The following is a 12,591-nucleotide window of genomic DNA, read 5'->3' on the forward strand; positions in this document are numbered from 1 at the left end:
AGGCGTACGCCGACTGCATCGACCTCAAGTGCCACTGGTGCGATGCCGAGCCCGGCGCCTACTGCATCAACCCGATCAATGGTCTGCACCGCGGTACGCCGTGCTGGACCCGGATTCACGACGCGGAGTGCAACCGCGCGGAGAGCGAAACGAGATGAGCACGAAGCCCTTGCGGATCATCCGGGTACCGCAAAGCCCTCCCGGTCCGTCTACGGCCGATCTGGAGCCCGGGAACCCGCATCCCGATCCGACTGCCTGCCCGAGGTGTGGCGCGTACGTCGCCGACGCGGATCTTCATGCGGCGCATCACGACCGGACCGACGAGTGGGTGAAGCGGGTGAACGCCGTTTTGAACGACACGATGCGCCTTCTCCTGACCCGGGAAGGTGTCCCCACTGTCGGGAACGCAATCGCCAGTGGTGGGAAATGCGCTGATCGGACCACCTCCCAGCAAGCCATCGAAGGAGACAACCAGTGACCACCCCACCCCAGATCACCGTCTACGGACGCCCGGCCTGCTCCCGGTGCCACACCACCACCGCCCACCTCAAGCGTCTCGGCCTGCCCTACACCTACCGCGACGTCACCACCGACGAGGCCGCCTACGACGCCGTGGCCGTCCTCGGGTATCAGGAGTTGCCGGTGGTGACGGTCGGGGACATGCACTGGTCTGGTTACCGGCACGAGAAGATCAAGCAGTTGGCGGAGATCCACGCTGCGGCGCCGGATGTGGCGGGGCTGGAGCCGGCGGCCGAGGAGTTCCTGGCGGACGGGGATGCGGCATGACCCAGATTCCGCCTGGAGCGTCCCGACCCGTCCACGGACACCGCACACCTCCCGTTGAGCCCTCCACGGGGCAGCCAGGCGGCCGCATGGGCGGTCCCGTCCCGCACTCGCAACACCCCGCCGGGTGGTACCGCACCATGGACCGCGGATTCGCCGTCGACCACTTCGGGTTTCCCGCCCTCCCTCGCCGCGGTGAACGCCACACCGCCCCAGACGGCAGCGTGTGGGAGTTCGCGCTCACCGGCACCGACTGGTGGGAACTGGCCGAGTACGCGCCGAGCGAGACGGATCGGTCGATCGGCACATTCCACGACGACGCCCGCTCCGGGCGCGAAACCCTCCGCATCATCGACCGCGCACTGTGGGTCGACCACGGCGACGGCAACCTCGACGGCCTCACCCCCGAGCTGCCGATCTGGGCGGACGAGTGGGCGGAACGCATCGTGGCAGCCGTCAACGGGCAGCCTGCCCAGGTGATCACCGACCCCGCCGAGATGGACGCGCTGCCGTGGGGGAGCGTGGTTCTCGCCTATGGGGTCGCGCATCAGGCGTGCCCCGCTGAATTCGGCGAACTCCCGGCGTGGCTCAAGCCGACCGGGATGCGGGCGCAGACCAGCGCCGAGCTGCTGGCCGACACCCGGGGCGCTGGCGTCACCGTCCTGTACGTCCCCACCGAGAACGGAGACGGCCAGTGAGTCGACGTGAGTACCGGGTCCACTACCGCTGCGCACGCATCGGCTGCACCGAGGACGCCTTTCTCATCGCCAGCAACCGCCGCGAAGAGGCCGAGGTCCTCGCCTACTACTCGAAGAACCCATGGCGCTGTGCCCGCCACGCGCTGCCCGAGACCGGAGAGACCCGATGACTGACAGCCTTGCGGATCAGATCCGCGCTCAAGCGGCCATCAGCGCGCGGCCCGGGCAGTTGGTCGCGCTCGAGGCGCTCGCTGCCCAGGTCGCCGAGGTGGAGCATGAGCGAGACGTGCTGCGGCAGATGCTTCGTGCTGCCGCTGTCCAACTGGCACCCGCGCAGCGCCTCCCACTCGGGTACGAGGATTTCGCCGCCACGATCAACCAGCAGGCCGACCGTATCGCGAAGCTGGAGCGTGAGCGGGACGATGCCCGAGGAGTCCTGTCCTGCATCGGGCCCGTGTCGGGGTACGTCGTCGCTATCGACGAGCCTGTCGGCATGGACCTGCCCGAAGGGTTCCGGCAGATCATCCGGGATGAGGGCGATGCCCGAGATGCGGTGAACATGCTGCGGTACAACGACCCCGAGGCCGGTCCGACCGTCACCTATCGGATGTTTGAGCTGCGGGAGGTGCAGCCGTGAGCAACGAATGGAACCTGCTGTGCCGAACCTGTGACGTCACGTGCAACTTCGAATGGAACCACGGCGGTGACCGTATCCAGCAGTTGATCCCGCACATGCAGCTACTCGCCGACTGCGCCGAGAAGCTGGAACCGGCCCGGGAGATCCTCGCCTACCACGTGCGGTGGGAGATCGAGTTCCCGTGGGAGTTGGTGTCGTTCGCCAAACAGCATCACTCCCACGACCTGACCGCGATCGACGAGTACGGGAAGTTGTACGGCGACTGCGGGACCCAATACAGGTGCGAGTGTTGCGGCACCTACCTGCGCTGCAAGAAGCTGGCCGACCACGACGGCGACCACGGGCCGAAGGAGGCACAGCCGTGAGTGAATGCGTCCACCACGAGAATCTGACAATCTGCCGCCCCTCCTCATGGAAGGTATTCAGCCGCAAACCAGCTGGTGATAAGTGGTGCTTCGGCTGCCGGAAGCGTCTGCCTCACGACTGGATCGTTGAGGGCGAGGACGGCGAAACCTACTACGACCCCAACGCCCGCTATGACTGCTCCCGATGCCATCGCGACAGGACGCTTTTCCCGGGCATGGAAAGGACGTGGGACGAGTGACCCAGCCCAAGCCTCCCCGCTGCCGCGCCACCTTGACGGTCCCCCTCCCGGACGACCACCCCTACATCGACCACGCCCTGACCCTGCCGTGCGAACGAGACGCTGGGCACAAGGGCCAGCACCGGTGGGAGGGACCGATCACCTGGGCCACACCGAAGGAGACCCGCGATGCGTGAAGACTCCGAGATGACCGAAGCTGACCTCATCGCATGCGAATGGTCGGACTACCGCAAGGAGTACGGGGTCAGCCGGAACGCGCTCACCGAGGCGCGCAAGGCGTTCGAGGCCGGGTGGAAGGCTGCGCGTGGCGCGAGCTTCGAGGGAGTGCTGCGATGACCGCCGCTGAGATCCGCGCCCAGGCGGTAGCCGTGGTGGTCGAACACCTGAAGCCCGTCACCTACCGGTGCTGTGATGAGTGCGAGACAGCGGAGCTGATGGTGGATGGGTATGTCGATCCGGCCGCCCTGGTGGATGCCCTCGCCCGGGCGGGACTGCTGCCGACGGAGGTGACCGAGTGACCCGGTCCCGCGCGAGCGCGAAGCAGGCGGGCACGAAGTTCGAGACCGCCATCGCCCGTGCCCTCGCTACCGCCCTGGACGACGACCGCATCGAGCGCCGGGCCCGCAACGGCGGCAAGGACCGTGGTGACATCGCAGGCGTCCGAATCCACGGCCAGCGCCTAGTGATCGAAGTGAAGAACTGCGCCCGCACTGACCTTCCCGGCTGGACGCGGGAGGCCCACCTCGAGGCGGGGAACGACGACGCCCTGTGCGGAGTAGTGATCGCCAAACGACACGGTGTGGGTGACCCGATGGAGCAGTGGGTGCACATGACCGTGCGAGACCTGATCGCCCTGATCTCAGGGCACCGACCCGAGGAGGCAGCGTGACCGTCTACGACAGCATCCGCGCCCGCATCAAAGCCGACGAGGAGATCGACGACCAACGGCCATGCGATGAGACCCTGGAGGGTGCTCGAGCGGAGATTGTGGGGGAGATCCTGAAGATCGCCGAGCATTGGGCGGACAAGGCCGAGAGTTGGGGGCCGGAGGAGTCGTTCACGGCGTTGCGGGACATCGTGTGCCAGCAGATCCTGGACGTGCTGAACGCGGGACTGTGGGACGACGACGGCAGGCGGTGAAATGCCGTGTGACCTGGTAAAATTGAGCGTGGCCGGGGGCTCTGACACACCCCGGCCACTGACCGAATCTGCACGACGAGAAGAGAGATTCAGCCAATGAGCAATCCTACCGAGGTGGACGCGCTCAAGGAGTTCTTGCTCGCACAGTGCGACGCCGATAAGGCGCTGCCCGACTCTGCGGTGGAGGCGGTCCGAGCGGTCGTCAACGGCTGGTGCGATCCGTTCGGCCGGTTCAACGCCTCGGAAGCAGACGCGGCCCGCGCCGAAAAGCATCGTGTCCTGGTCCGGTTGGCGCGCATCTGGCAGTTCCATCCTGACTTCCGCCCCGAGTGGGCACCCGCCGAGGAAGGATCGCAGGCATGAGCGACGACACCGAAGCCCGCGAGGAAGCCGAGGCACGTCTCGCCGAGGCGAAGGCGCAACTGGCCGCCGCCGAGGAGGCGTACCGCCAAGTGGTGCCGTGCGAACACCGGACCATGACCATCTCCAACGGCGAAGAGTTCAGCTGCGCCGACTGCGGTGCCGAACTCCCCGACCCGCGCGGTTGCCAGCACCGGCGCATCGACAACGCCAGCGGGCAGTGCGTCGCCTGCGGGGAACGCATGGCCTCCCGCGAGCGCAAGACGATCACTGTGTTGAGCGCACCGAACGCAGCGGCGTGCACCAACCCGGAGTGCAGCGGCGACATCAACGATCCGAACTGCGACAACCCGCACGGCGTGTACGTGCCTGACTTGTCTCAGCAGCGGGAGGTTCCGATCCGGTGGGACTTCACCTACCAGTGCGACCGGTGCCGGAACGACGGCACGGTCTTCACCCCGGAGGGAATCAGCTGGGATTGCGGGCACGACCATCGTGGCGACAGCATCCCCATCCGTGACGAGGTTTCCGCGTGACCTCTGATACCCCGTTGTCCCGCCTGCGTGCCGGGCTCGACCGAGACGAACAACTCGCACGGGTAGCCATCGATGCCGAATTGCCCTTGCCTATTGGTTGGCGAGATCCACAGATCGGGGCACGGTGGAGGTATTCCGAATTCGAGGAGTACGGGCGGACGGTCGGGCAAGTCCAAAACCGCTTGGACTTGAACATCCTTCGTGGCGCCGCCAATGACCAGAAACGGCACATCGCCCGCCAGGACCCCAAAGCGACGTTGGATCGGGTGGAGGCGATACGGACGCTGATCGCCTACCGCGACGAGGCGATGGCGAAACTGGACCAGAGCCAGGCGAAGCTGGACGCCATCCCAGGCGCGGCCCCACTGCCTCCAGATCTGGTTCAGCAGGCTCGCGTCGACCTCGCGGAGTTCGGGGCGTATGAGAAAGCGCTGTCGATCCTGGCCTCCATCTATCCCGAGCCCACCGAGACAGGAGAACCGACGTGAGCCTCGATGAGGTCGGTGTGACACCCCAGCAGCTCCACGAGATGGCAGATGCGGTCACCGCGCGGTACCCGGACGCGATCCTGGTCAAGAATCAGGTGGGGAACCTGTCGGTGCTCGACGGCGGCGAATTCGTGGGGTGGCTGGATCTCCGCTTCGGTGGTGTGGATTGGGACGAGGACACCGACGAGACGGAGACCCCGTGAGAGGCCGCCGCAGAACGCTGCGCGAATGCGAATGGTGTGGTGGCCAGTTCCGCGTCCAGTACCCGACCGCGACAACCCTGTACTGCGGCCGTAGTCACAAGACGGCAGCGGAGAAGCGGCGCAAGCAACTCCGATCCAGGCCGGAGACGCCGTGCCCGATGCCCGAACTGCCTGCCGAGTCCATCCGCGGGCTCGCGCTCAAGGAGGCTCGGCGGCGCGGCGGCGAAGCATGGGCTTGCCAGTGCGGCAACTTCCATATTCTGGACCCCGACTCATACTTGCTGGCCAAGTGGGCGCATACGCTCGAGTCGCTGGGTGAGGTTCTGGACGTCGAGTCCGGGCTGCGGGAGATCATCGGGGAGGAGAAGCCGTGAGCGACAGCCTGACCCGCCGCCTATGGGACGTAGCCAGCATCCTGGCCCGATTCTTCTGGCGGTGCATGAGGACCGGAGGATGGTATTTCGGGCGCACCGGCGCGGCCCTGTTCGCACTCGTGATCGCCGCAACCGCAGCGGCCGGGATATCCGAGGGGCGTCCCGCGCTCAGTCTCGTTCCCGTCGTCGTCGTGCTCGTCGCATATCCGGTGGTGGGATTGTTCTGCCTGGGATACCCGGAGCGCTACGAGGAGACGGTGGGCCGCGCTCGGCAGCTCGCCGCCGCCATGTCGACCGATTCCGCCCGGCCAGCTTCAACACTGGCCCGCGAGTCCGGCGTGAACGTCGGCGCGGCGGTGGCTTTGCTGTGGCGCATGGAGGCGCGCGGCTGGGCGGAGGACTCGCCTGGCGGGTACAGGCTCACCCGCAAGGGAATGCGCGCCTTCGCAAAACCGAGGGTGAGTCTGTGAAGCGCCCGTAGTTGTGTCCGTGACCGGTCGATTCGGCGACTCGAGTTCGTCGCTGTAATCCGCTACCGTGTACCCCGACAATGCAATCAGCACCGCGTCCGCTGGTTTGTCTACCTGAGGCCACTCCTTCTAGCGGGGTGGCCTTGGTGCTTTCCGAGGGCTCGAGTTTGTCGGCACCAACAGCTATCGTGGACCCCGCCCCCGGTACGTGCCATCGCGTCGGCGACAACCGGCGCAACCCCTAAGCCCACCTTTCCCGAGGTGGGCTTAGTTGCGTTCTGGGCGAGCTACATCACCCCTGACCTGCCGATTCCGCGACTCGAGTTTCGCCGACATGATCGATAGACTGCTACACATGGGCAACCGGGAGTGTGTGGCCTGTTCGCGGGCGACGGAGATGTTTCTCTGCTGGGAATGCACGAAGACGCTGAAGTCCCGCCTGGATTCAGTGAAGTGGCTCGCCTCAGAGTTGGACCTCACCCTCGCCCGGCAAGCCCGTGTCACGTCCCCTGGAGATCGAATCGGCGGCACCCCAGAGCAACCCCTCCCGTTCCAGCCCGCCGCCGGTGACACCGCATGGGTTCTGCACAACACCTTGTCCACGTGGGCGCGGGACTTGTGCGAGACACGCGGCATCACCTACCTCCCCCTCGGCTATCTCCCACCGCTCCCGCCGGGCTTCATGGGACCTCTGCGCCGCGGCGAACGCTTCGAGCACCACGTGCAGCCCGACTTCATCGACAGCACATCCGGTATCGCCGCCTGGCTCGCTCACTACGTCACAGCGATCTCCGGGTCCGAGTCCGCGGGGGAGTGCTTCGAGGAGATCTCCGCAGCCGTTGCTGCGGCGCACAGGGCGATCGACCGGCCGCCGGGTCGCATGTACATCGGACCCTGCCGTGAGGAGTTGTCCGGCATCTACTGCGAGGCCGACATTTACGTGACCATCGGCCACGCCGAAGCCCGCTGCCCGATGTGCGGCACAACCCACATGGTGGAGGAGCGGCGAGACATGCTGCGAGAGCAGGTGCGTGGCATCCTCGGCACCGCCGCCGAGCTGTCCCGGCTACTGCCGTGGATCGTGGACTCCCCGATCACCCGCAAGCGGATCACCTACTACGAGCGGATCAAGGCGATCATGCCGCGCAACGTGAACGGCGAGAAGATGTACCAGGTCGGGGAAGTGATCGACGCGCACGTCCAGTTCGAGCTGCGTCATGCGGCGGCGTGAAACACGCTATTGACCAGCGACCTGCATGTATCCACGCATCTGTTACGCTAAGCGCGTCAGCGCGTGTATTGACCGCGCGGCACAGTTAACCATCGGCCATTCGGCCCCACAATCCCCGCAGCGCGTAGAGGGTCGACGTCCTCGCTGCTCCCTGGTGCACCGCAGCCGCACCAGGGCCACGCGCTGCGGCCCCTCTCCCCAGTAGCTCAAGTGTTGTGAGAGCACGCGGCTCGGCCGCGATGGATGGTGCCGTAACGGGTAGCCCTGGGGTCGAACCTTGAATCGCCCCGGATAGCACTGAAGCCCTCACGAGGAGGGCTCCAGGCGGGCAACGTCCCCGAGGGTCCGTCGAAGTTTGCACCCCTGGGCCGCGCTTCTCAGCTTGCCCTCGCATGCCGCGTTGATCAGACGCGCCGCTGGGGTAGTTCAGGATTCGCTAGCTGGTCCGCGGTGCACCACTCGCCAACTCGGTTGCCCGCCCAGGGGGATCTTCAGTGTAGACCCGCCCACCGACAAGGAGCCCCTGTGGATCTGAACGCCATTATCGAAGCGATCCTCGCTCCGCTGGCCGAGGACATCCAGCTGGCCTACGACCACTTCGCCCGGGAGTCCTGATGCCGCTGCGCTTCCGCAAGAAGCCGGTCGAGGTGGAGGCGATTCGCCTCGACAACAAGACCACCCCCGACGATGTGGCGCGCTGGTGCGGTGGTCGGGTCACCTACCCTGGCGGGCGCCACACGGGCGCCGGACCGATCCTGATCGAGATCGACACCCTCGAGGGCGTCATGACCGCGCAGCCGGGCGACTGGATCGTGCGGGGCGTGAAGGGCGAGTTCTACCCGGTGAAACCGGACATCTTCGAGGCCACCTACGACGCTGTGGAGGCTTGATCGTGGACCTGTACTCCCTTATCCGTCTCCTGCTCCATCCCGCCCCCCTGCGGACGCTGGAGGCCGTGTACGTGGCGCCGATCGGCGTGTGGTCGTGGTGAGCCTGCCCGAGCTGACGCCACGGGAGCATGAAGTGGCCGCGCTGGAATGCGACGCTATAGCCGAGTACCTGGAGAAGCTGGCTGGCCTGTGTGACGGCCCGCTGGCAGCCAACCTGTCGGCGCAGCATAGGGCTTGCGCGACGGCGATCCGGGGGCGCGCTGCCCGTCACCGTATCCAGGAGACGCTGTGAGCGACTGGGACGAAGAGGACGACGTCGAGCCCGTGCCGAGCCTTCGAGACCGCCTGTCCTCGCTGAGACGCCGAGCCAAGCGCCGCACAGGCGGGGCACTCAGGGCGATCCACCTGTCCCGCTGGGCCGACGCTCTAGACCCGCCACTGACGCCGTGGTGGCTCCGCCGACCTCTGGGTTACCGCGAGTTCTTTGCGGACCCCATCGAGCCCGCAGAGGGCTACACAGGACTCGCTGAGCACTTCGAGGACGTCCTGCTCTCTCAAATGCGTTTCATGGACGACCAGAAGCGCGACAAGCTCATCCGCGAGGCGTTCACCAACCCAGACCCGGACATGGCGGGCCGGGCTGTGGAGGAACTTCGCTGGATGGGCGCCGAGGGGCGACGGTGAAGTACTGGCTGGCCCGCCGTTTCCGCCGCTGGGCCGACCGCCTCTACCCACTCCCACCGCCTCAGGTGGAGTTCGAGGCCATCCATCTACCCAACAGCCACACCACCGTGTTCCGGGACAAGCGGACCGGGGAGATCACCGGCTGTTGCGGCAGCCGGCCCCGCACCGTCACGTTGGAAGGCGGCGACGGGTCGATGTGGACGCTGAGTGGGCCACCCGAGAAGCCGGAGGACGGAACCGATGCCTGATCTCGCCAACCTGGTGACCATGGACCCGAAGCGGCGCAAGCTGCTCATTGATGGCCGGGAGTTCCCGTGGCTGATCAACGAAGACGGAGTGACCCTCAACAACCTCCCACCCTCGTCCAAGCTGGCCTCCGTGACACTGACCTTCTTCCCGCGTGACGTTGAAGTAGACCAGGCGGAGAAGAAGCTGATCGTCGACGGCGAGGAGTTCCCCTGGTTGATCAACGAGAATGGGCCCACCGTCAGCAACCTCGACGTGCCCGATGAACTCACCAGCGTGACCCTGACGTTCTACGCCAGAGACGTCGAGGTGATCCCGCGGAACGCCGAGGAAAGTGCGGAGAAGCCGCAGGTGGCATGATGCACCCCGCGGTGAAGGCGATCACCTCGCCGAAGACGCAGATCTGGATGAACGGGATCCTGCTGCTGGTCTTCGTAGCCCAGGTTCCTCCAACGGTCCTGTGGTGGAAGGAATCCATCTCCTACATCGCCTACCTGTCGATCTACGCCGTCATCGCGTCCCATTGGGCCGCGCTGGTGGCGGCGTTGTCGTGGTTGTCGAGCAAGCACGTGGAGCAGGAGAACGGCGATGCGTGACCGCTTGGGCGCCTTCATCGACACCGTGACCATGCGCTTCGTGCAGTTCCTGATCAGGGTGTCACGCATCCACATCGGCTGATGTTGCCGCATTCGTGCTGATCGCATTCAATCAGCCGGTTTGTTCCGTCCGTTTCGCCCCGATTCTGCCTAGGAGAACCACATGGCCGCCCTGCTTCCCCTGCTGTGGACCGTCATCAGCTACAACGACTTCCTCCTGCCCCGCCTCCTGTGGGGCGTTGTGAGCACCGGCTCGGCATAACCCCCATCGCTGACGAAGAGGCCTGCGAACCATGGACGTCAACGACCGAATCGCCTACGCCGAGCGCATGCTGGCACGGGCACAGCAGGAAGTCGCCGCCGCAGAGCGGTTCCTGCTGAGCGCACACGAACAAGCGAAATACGAGCAGGACGAAGCGGACAAGGCGCTGATGCGACCCGGCGCATTGATCGCAGAGTTCGGCGGCAAGATGTACTTGTCCATGCGGTGCGCGAGTAGCACCATCCATCGGCAGGACCGGGTTGTCGTGGACCGGGTGGTCCAAACGCTCGGTACCGCCGAACTGCGCTGCGGCTGCGACGCCGTGGCGGAGTGGAACCTGCCGACGGGTGGAGAGACGACCGCGTACCGATACGTCCGGGACGCCTGTGAATCAGCCGAACGTGGCTGCCACCTCGCGATCGTGCGGTCCACCTCGCCCGAGCCGCCCTGTGAGCACTGGCTGAAGGTTCCCCTGACGCTCGACAGGGCCCGACCGCGTGAACCGCATCGTCGCCGCCGGCCTGGCGTGGGAGATGCTGATGGGCAAGCGCATCGCAGTATTCGGCCCCACCAGCGCCTACCTCACCCAGGCCATGGATGAGATCACCCGCTACCTTGAGGGCTACGACACCCCCGGCATCACCTACGGTGCCCACGATGGCGCTGCGGCGATAGAGCACCGGGATGGTGGCTGGATCCGTTTCTTCGCCGCTGATGGGCACTCATACCGCCCCGTAGCAGCGGACGTGCTGTACGTGGACGCACCGGTCTCACTGGTCCATCCCGGTGTGGCGGAACTCGTCGCCGCTTCGCCCAGCGCTGAGGTGATCTACTCATGACCGCACAGCTGCGCTGTCCGGCAGGATCATTGCCATGAGGATTGTCAGCCAGGCCGAGCTGAAGGCCATGCCGCCCGGCACGCTGTACGCCGAATACTCTCCAGGCCGTGGGTGGCCGGATGGGCCGACCGACATCTTCGTCGGCGACAACGAGGGCACGAACGACTTCTACCTCAAGAACCTCGGTAGCCCGGCATCGTCTGGCTCAGGGGATTTGTTCGCGCGCCAGCATGAGATGGACGAGAAGGGTACCTCGTACCCCATCGGTCTCGAGACAGACCGCGAGGGGCTGTACGACGACACTCTTCGGTACGTCATATGGGAAGCGGCCGATGTGGCCGCGATCATCGCGCACCTGTCCTGGCTCGAGAGCGGACAGGGTGAATGGAACGCTACTTGCCGCTACCGGGTTCGCCGCGCGGACGGCCACGTGGTGTTCGTCCATGATGAGGAGGACGCTCGGATGGTCGCGCGTGGCACCGGCGCCATCGAGCGTCTATACGAGCGCCACGAGTCCGAATGGCGGCCGGTGTCGTAGATCTTCCGGTGGAGGTTGCCCGTGCTGTACGTGGTGATCGGCCCACCAGCAGCAGGTAAGAGCACATGGTGCAGGGAGCAAGCCAAACCCAACGATGTGGTCATCGACTACGACCGCCTGGCCTTGGCCCTCAACCCCGACTCGAACCCCGACAGCCACGACCACCCCAAGACCGTCAAGGCTGTCACCAAAGCAGCGAGACAAGCCGCGATCGACAAGGCCATCACCCTCGCCCACGAGTGCGACGTCTACCTAATCCACTCCACCCCCTCCGAATCCCTGCTCGACCGCTACCGCCTCGCTGGCGCCCAGGTCGTCACGATCGACCCAGGCCGCGACATCGTGATGGAGCGAGCCAAGAGGGAACGACCATGGTGGATGCAGCAGGCCATCAAGAAGTGGTACGACGGTCAAGCCTCAACCCCACGACCCAGGTCCACAGCGGCACGGGTCAAGGCGAAGAGGACCACCGCCGAGCGTGGGTATGGATGGGAACACCGCAAGCAGCGTGAAGCCCTGCGCCCCACAGTGGAGGCAGGCAAGGCCACATGCTGGCGCTGTCAATTGCCGATCAAGCCACGCGAACCATGGGACCTCGGACACGACGACAACGACCGCACTCGCTACCGCGGTCCCGAGCACGTATCCTGTAACCGCGGAGCAGGTGGAAGATCTTCAGCCGCCGCCCGTAAATCTTCCGGTCCACCACCCCGCTCACGGGACTGGTAGACCGACCCCGATCGGACCGTAAATCTTACGGCCACCCCGCCGGAAATTTTCCAGCCAGACCGGAAATATTTTGGGAGTGATGACGAACATCGCTCACTCCTGCTACCCCACTAGGGTATCCGGCATAGGGGGAGGGGGTACCCGCGAGAATGAGAGCGCCACGTCGCGACTCTTTTCGGCCAGTCGCTCGCTCTCTCCCTCACAAATGAGGCGGTCCGCCTAGCACGACACGCCCGGATATGTCAACCCATTGACAAGGTTTTTCTTGCCGATTTGACAACTC

Annotated in this window: 28 protein-coding genes; all 28 read left to right on the top strand. The window is 65.6% G+C overall.

Annotation, left to right across the window (positions count from 1 at the left end; translation table 11 throughout):
• The first annotated feature begins 154 nt into the window (after nt 1-154).
• The 28 genes from LTT66_RS18130 (at nt 155) to LTT66_RS18265 (ending at nt 12,308) form a co-directional block, all read left to right on the top strand.
• The gene (locus tag LTT66_RS18130; RefSeq protein ID WP_233059844.1) at nt 155-478 is read left to right on the top strand and encodes a hypothetical protein; all 324 of its coding nucleotides are present in this window, start codon (nt 155-157) and stop codon (nt 476-478) included.
• Nucleotides 475-786 (top strand): glutaredoxin family protein, encoded by a 312-nt coding sequence (locus LTT66_RS18135; protein ID WP_233059845.1) that lies wholly within the window; start codon nt 475-477, stop codon nt 784-786. The genes LTT66_RS18130 and LTT66_RS18135 overlap by 4 nt, the downstream gene beginning before the upstream one ends.
• 86 nt (nt 787-872) lie before the next feature.
• Complete coding sequence (locus tag LTT66_RS18140) at nt 873-1,481, top strand: hypothetical protein (RefSeq protein WP_233059846.1); 609 nt, start codon at nt 873-875, stop codon at nt 1,479-1,481.
• A complete protein-coding gene (locus tag LTT66_RS18145) occupies nt 1,478-1,651 on the top strand; it encodes a hypothetical protein (protein WP_233059847.1) in 174 nt (57 codons plus the stop codon). The genes LTT66_RS18140 and LTT66_RS18145 overlap by 4 nt, the downstream gene beginning before the upstream one ends.
• Nucleotides 1,648-2,118 carry a hypothetical protein gene (locus LTT66_RS18150; protein WP_233059848.1) on the top strand — a complete coding sequence of 157 codons (471 nt, stop codon included), beginning with the start codon at nt 1,648-1,650 and terminating at the stop codon, nt 2,116-2,118. Before LTT66_RS18145 ends, LTT66_RS18150 begins: the two co-directional genes overlap by 4 nt.
• The gene (locus tag LTT66_RS18155) at nt 2,115-2,483 is read left to right on the top strand and encodes a hypothetical protein (RefSeq protein WP_233059849.1); all 369 of its coding nucleotides are present in this window, start codon (nt 2,115-2,117) and stop codon (nt 2,481-2,483) included. The genes LTT66_RS18150 and LTT66_RS18155 overlap by 4 nt, the downstream gene beginning before the upstream one ends.
• A 226-nt stretch (nt 2,484-2,709) precedes the next feature.
• The gene (locus tag LTT66_RS18160; RefSeq protein WP_233059850.1) at nt 2,710-2,898 is read left to right on the top strand and encodes a hypothetical protein; all 189 of its coding nucleotides are present in this window, start codon (nt 2,710-2,712) and stop codon (nt 2,896-2,898) included.
• The gene (locus LTT66_RS18165) at nt 2,891-3,058 is read left to right on the top strand and encodes a hypothetical protein (RefSeq protein ID WP_233059851.1); all 168 of its coding nucleotides are present in this window, start codon (nt 2,891-2,893) and stop codon (nt 3,056-3,058) included. Before LTT66_RS18160 ends, LTT66_RS18165 begins: the two co-directional genes overlap by 8 nt.
• A complete protein-coding gene (locus LTT66_RS18170; RefSeq protein WP_233059852.1) occupies nt 3,055-3,240 on the top strand; it encodes a hypothetical protein in 186 nt (61 codons plus the stop codon). Before LTT66_RS18165 ends, LTT66_RS18170 begins: the two co-directional genes overlap by 4 nt.
• Complete coding sequence (locus tag LTT66_RS18175; RefSeq protein WP_233059853.1) at nt 3,237-3,611, top strand: hypothetical protein; 375 nt, start codon at nt 3,237-3,239, stop codon at nt 3,609-3,611. The genes LTT66_RS18170 and LTT66_RS18175 overlap by 4 nt, the downstream gene beginning before the upstream one ends.
• Complete coding sequence (locus LTT66_RS18180) at nt 3,608-3,862, top strand: hypothetical protein (RefSeq protein WP_233059854.1); 255 nt, start codon at nt 3,608-3,610, stop codon at nt 3,860-3,862. The genes LTT66_RS18175 and LTT66_RS18180 overlap by 4 nt, the downstream gene beginning before the upstream one ends.
• Before the next feature lie 96 nt (nt 3,863-3,958).
• Complete coding sequence (locus tag LTT66_RS18185; RefSeq protein WP_233059855.1) at nt 3,959-4,225, top strand: hypothetical protein; 267 nt, start codon at nt 3,959-3,961, stop codon at nt 4,223-4,225.
• The gene (locus tag LTT66_RS18190; RefSeq protein ID WP_233059856.1) at nt 4,222-4,758 is read left to right on the top strand and encodes a DUF7459 domain-containing protein; all 537 of its coding nucleotides are present in this window, start codon (nt 4,222-4,224) and stop codon (nt 4,756-4,758) included. Before LTT66_RS18185 ends, LTT66_RS18190 begins: the two co-directional genes overlap by 4 nt.
• A complete protein-coding gene (locus LTT66_RS18195) occupies nt 4,755-5,246 on the top strand; it encodes a DUF6221 family protein (protein WP_233059857.1) in 492 nt (163 codons plus the stop codon). The genes LTT66_RS18190 and LTT66_RS18195 overlap by 4 nt, the downstream gene beginning before the upstream one ends.
• Nucleotides 5,243-5,449: a hypothetical protein gene (locus LTT66_RS18200; protein ID WP_233059858.1), complete on the top strand. Its 207-nt coding sequence runs from the start codon at nt 5,243-5,245 to the stop codon at nt 5,447-5,449. The genes LTT66_RS18195 and LTT66_RS18200 overlap by 4 nt, the downstream gene beginning before the upstream one ends.
• A 158-nt stretch (nt 5,450-5,607) precedes the next feature.
• Nucleotides 5,608-5,823, top strand: a complete 216-nt coding sequence (locus LTT66_RS18205) for a hypothetical protein (RefSeq protein ID WP_233059859.1) — start codon at nt 5,608-5,610, stop codon at nt 5,821-5,823.
• Entirely contained in the window at nt 5,820-6,293 is a 474-nt protein-coding gene (locus LTT66_RS18210; RefSeq protein ID WP_233059860.1) for a hypothetical protein, read from the top strand. The genes LTT66_RS18205 and LTT66_RS18210 overlap by 4 nt, the downstream gene beginning before the upstream one ends.
• A gap of 355 nt (nt 6,294-6,648) precedes the next feature.
• The gene (locus LTT66_RS18215; RefSeq protein WP_233059861.1) at nt 6,649-7,524 is read left to right on the top strand and encodes a hypothetical protein; all 876 of its coding nucleotides are present in this window, start codon (nt 6,649-6,651) and stop codon (nt 7,522-7,524) included.
• A gap of 614 nt (nt 7,525-8,138) precedes the next feature.
• Nucleotides 8,139-8,414: a hypothetical protein gene (locus LTT66_RS18220; RefSeq protein ID WP_233059862.1), complete on the top strand. Its 276-nt coding sequence runs from the start codon at nt 8,139-8,141 to the stop codon at nt 8,412-8,414.
• 88 nt (nt 8,415-8,502) lie between these two features.
• Nucleotides 8,503-8,706: a hypothetical protein gene (locus LTT66_RS18225; protein WP_233059863.1), complete on the top strand. Its 204-nt coding sequence runs from the start codon at nt 8,503-8,505 to the stop codon at nt 8,704-8,706.
• Nucleotides 8,703-9,098, top strand: a complete 396-nt coding sequence (locus LTT66_RS18230; RefSeq protein ID WP_233059864.1) for a hypothetical protein — start codon at nt 8,703-8,705, stop codon at nt 9,096-9,098. The genes LTT66_RS18225 and LTT66_RS18230 overlap by 4 nt, the downstream gene beginning before the upstream one ends.
• Complete coding sequence (locus LTT66_RS18235; RefSeq protein ID WP_233059865.1) at nt 9,095-9,346, top strand: hypothetical protein; 252 nt, start codon at nt 9,095-9,097, stop codon at nt 9,344-9,346. Before LTT66_RS18230 ends, LTT66_RS18235 begins: the two co-directional genes overlap by 4 nt.
• Entirely contained in the window at nt 9,339-9,704 is a 366-nt protein-coding gene (locus LTT66_RS18240) for a hypothetical protein (RefSeq protein ID WP_233059866.1), read from the top strand. The genes LTT66_RS18235 and LTT66_RS18240 overlap by 8 nt, the downstream gene beginning before the upstream one ends.
• Nucleotides 9,701-9,940, top strand: coding sequence for a hypothetical protein (locus tag LTT66_RS18245; RefSeq protein WP_233059867.1), 240 nt, complete (start codon nt 9,701-9,703; stop codon nt 9,938-9,940). Before LTT66_RS18240 ends, LTT66_RS18245 begins: the two co-directional genes overlap by 4 nt.
• A 293-nt stretch (nt 9,941-10,233) precedes the next feature.
• Complete coding sequence (locus tag LTT66_RS18250; RefSeq protein WP_233059868.1) at nt 10,234-10,803, top strand: hypothetical protein; 570 nt, start codon at nt 10,234-10,236, stop codon at nt 10,801-10,803.
• Nucleotides 10,742-11,041 carry a hypothetical protein gene (locus LTT66_RS18255; protein WP_233059869.1) on the top strand — a complete coding sequence of 100 codons (300 nt, stop codon included), beginning with the start codon at nt 10,742-10,744 and terminating at the stop codon, nt 11,039-11,041. The genes LTT66_RS18250 and LTT66_RS18255 overlap by 62 nt, the downstream gene beginning before the upstream one ends.
• Nucleotides 11,042-11,075: 34 nt before the next feature.
• Nucleotides 11,076-11,579 (top strand): hypothetical protein, encoded by a 504-nt coding sequence (locus LTT66_RS18260; RefSeq protein ID WP_233059870.1) that lies wholly within the window; start codon nt 11,076-11,078, stop codon nt 11,577-11,579.
• A gap of 21 nt (nt 11,580-11,600) precedes the next feature.
• The gene (locus LTT66_RS18265; RefSeq protein WP_233059871.1) at nt 11,601-12,308 is read left to right on the top strand and encodes an AAA family ATPase; all 708 of its coding nucleotides are present in this window, start codon (nt 11,601-11,603) and stop codon (nt 12,306-12,308) included.
• Nucleotides 12,309-12,591 lie beyond the last annotated feature (283 nt).

The sequence above is a fragment of the Nocardia gipuzkoensis genome (genome assembly GCF_021183645.1).
In the GTDB taxonomy this organism is placed as follows: Bacteria; Actinomycetota; Actinomycetes; order Mycobacteriales; family Mycobacteriaceae; genus Nocardia; species Nocardia abscessus.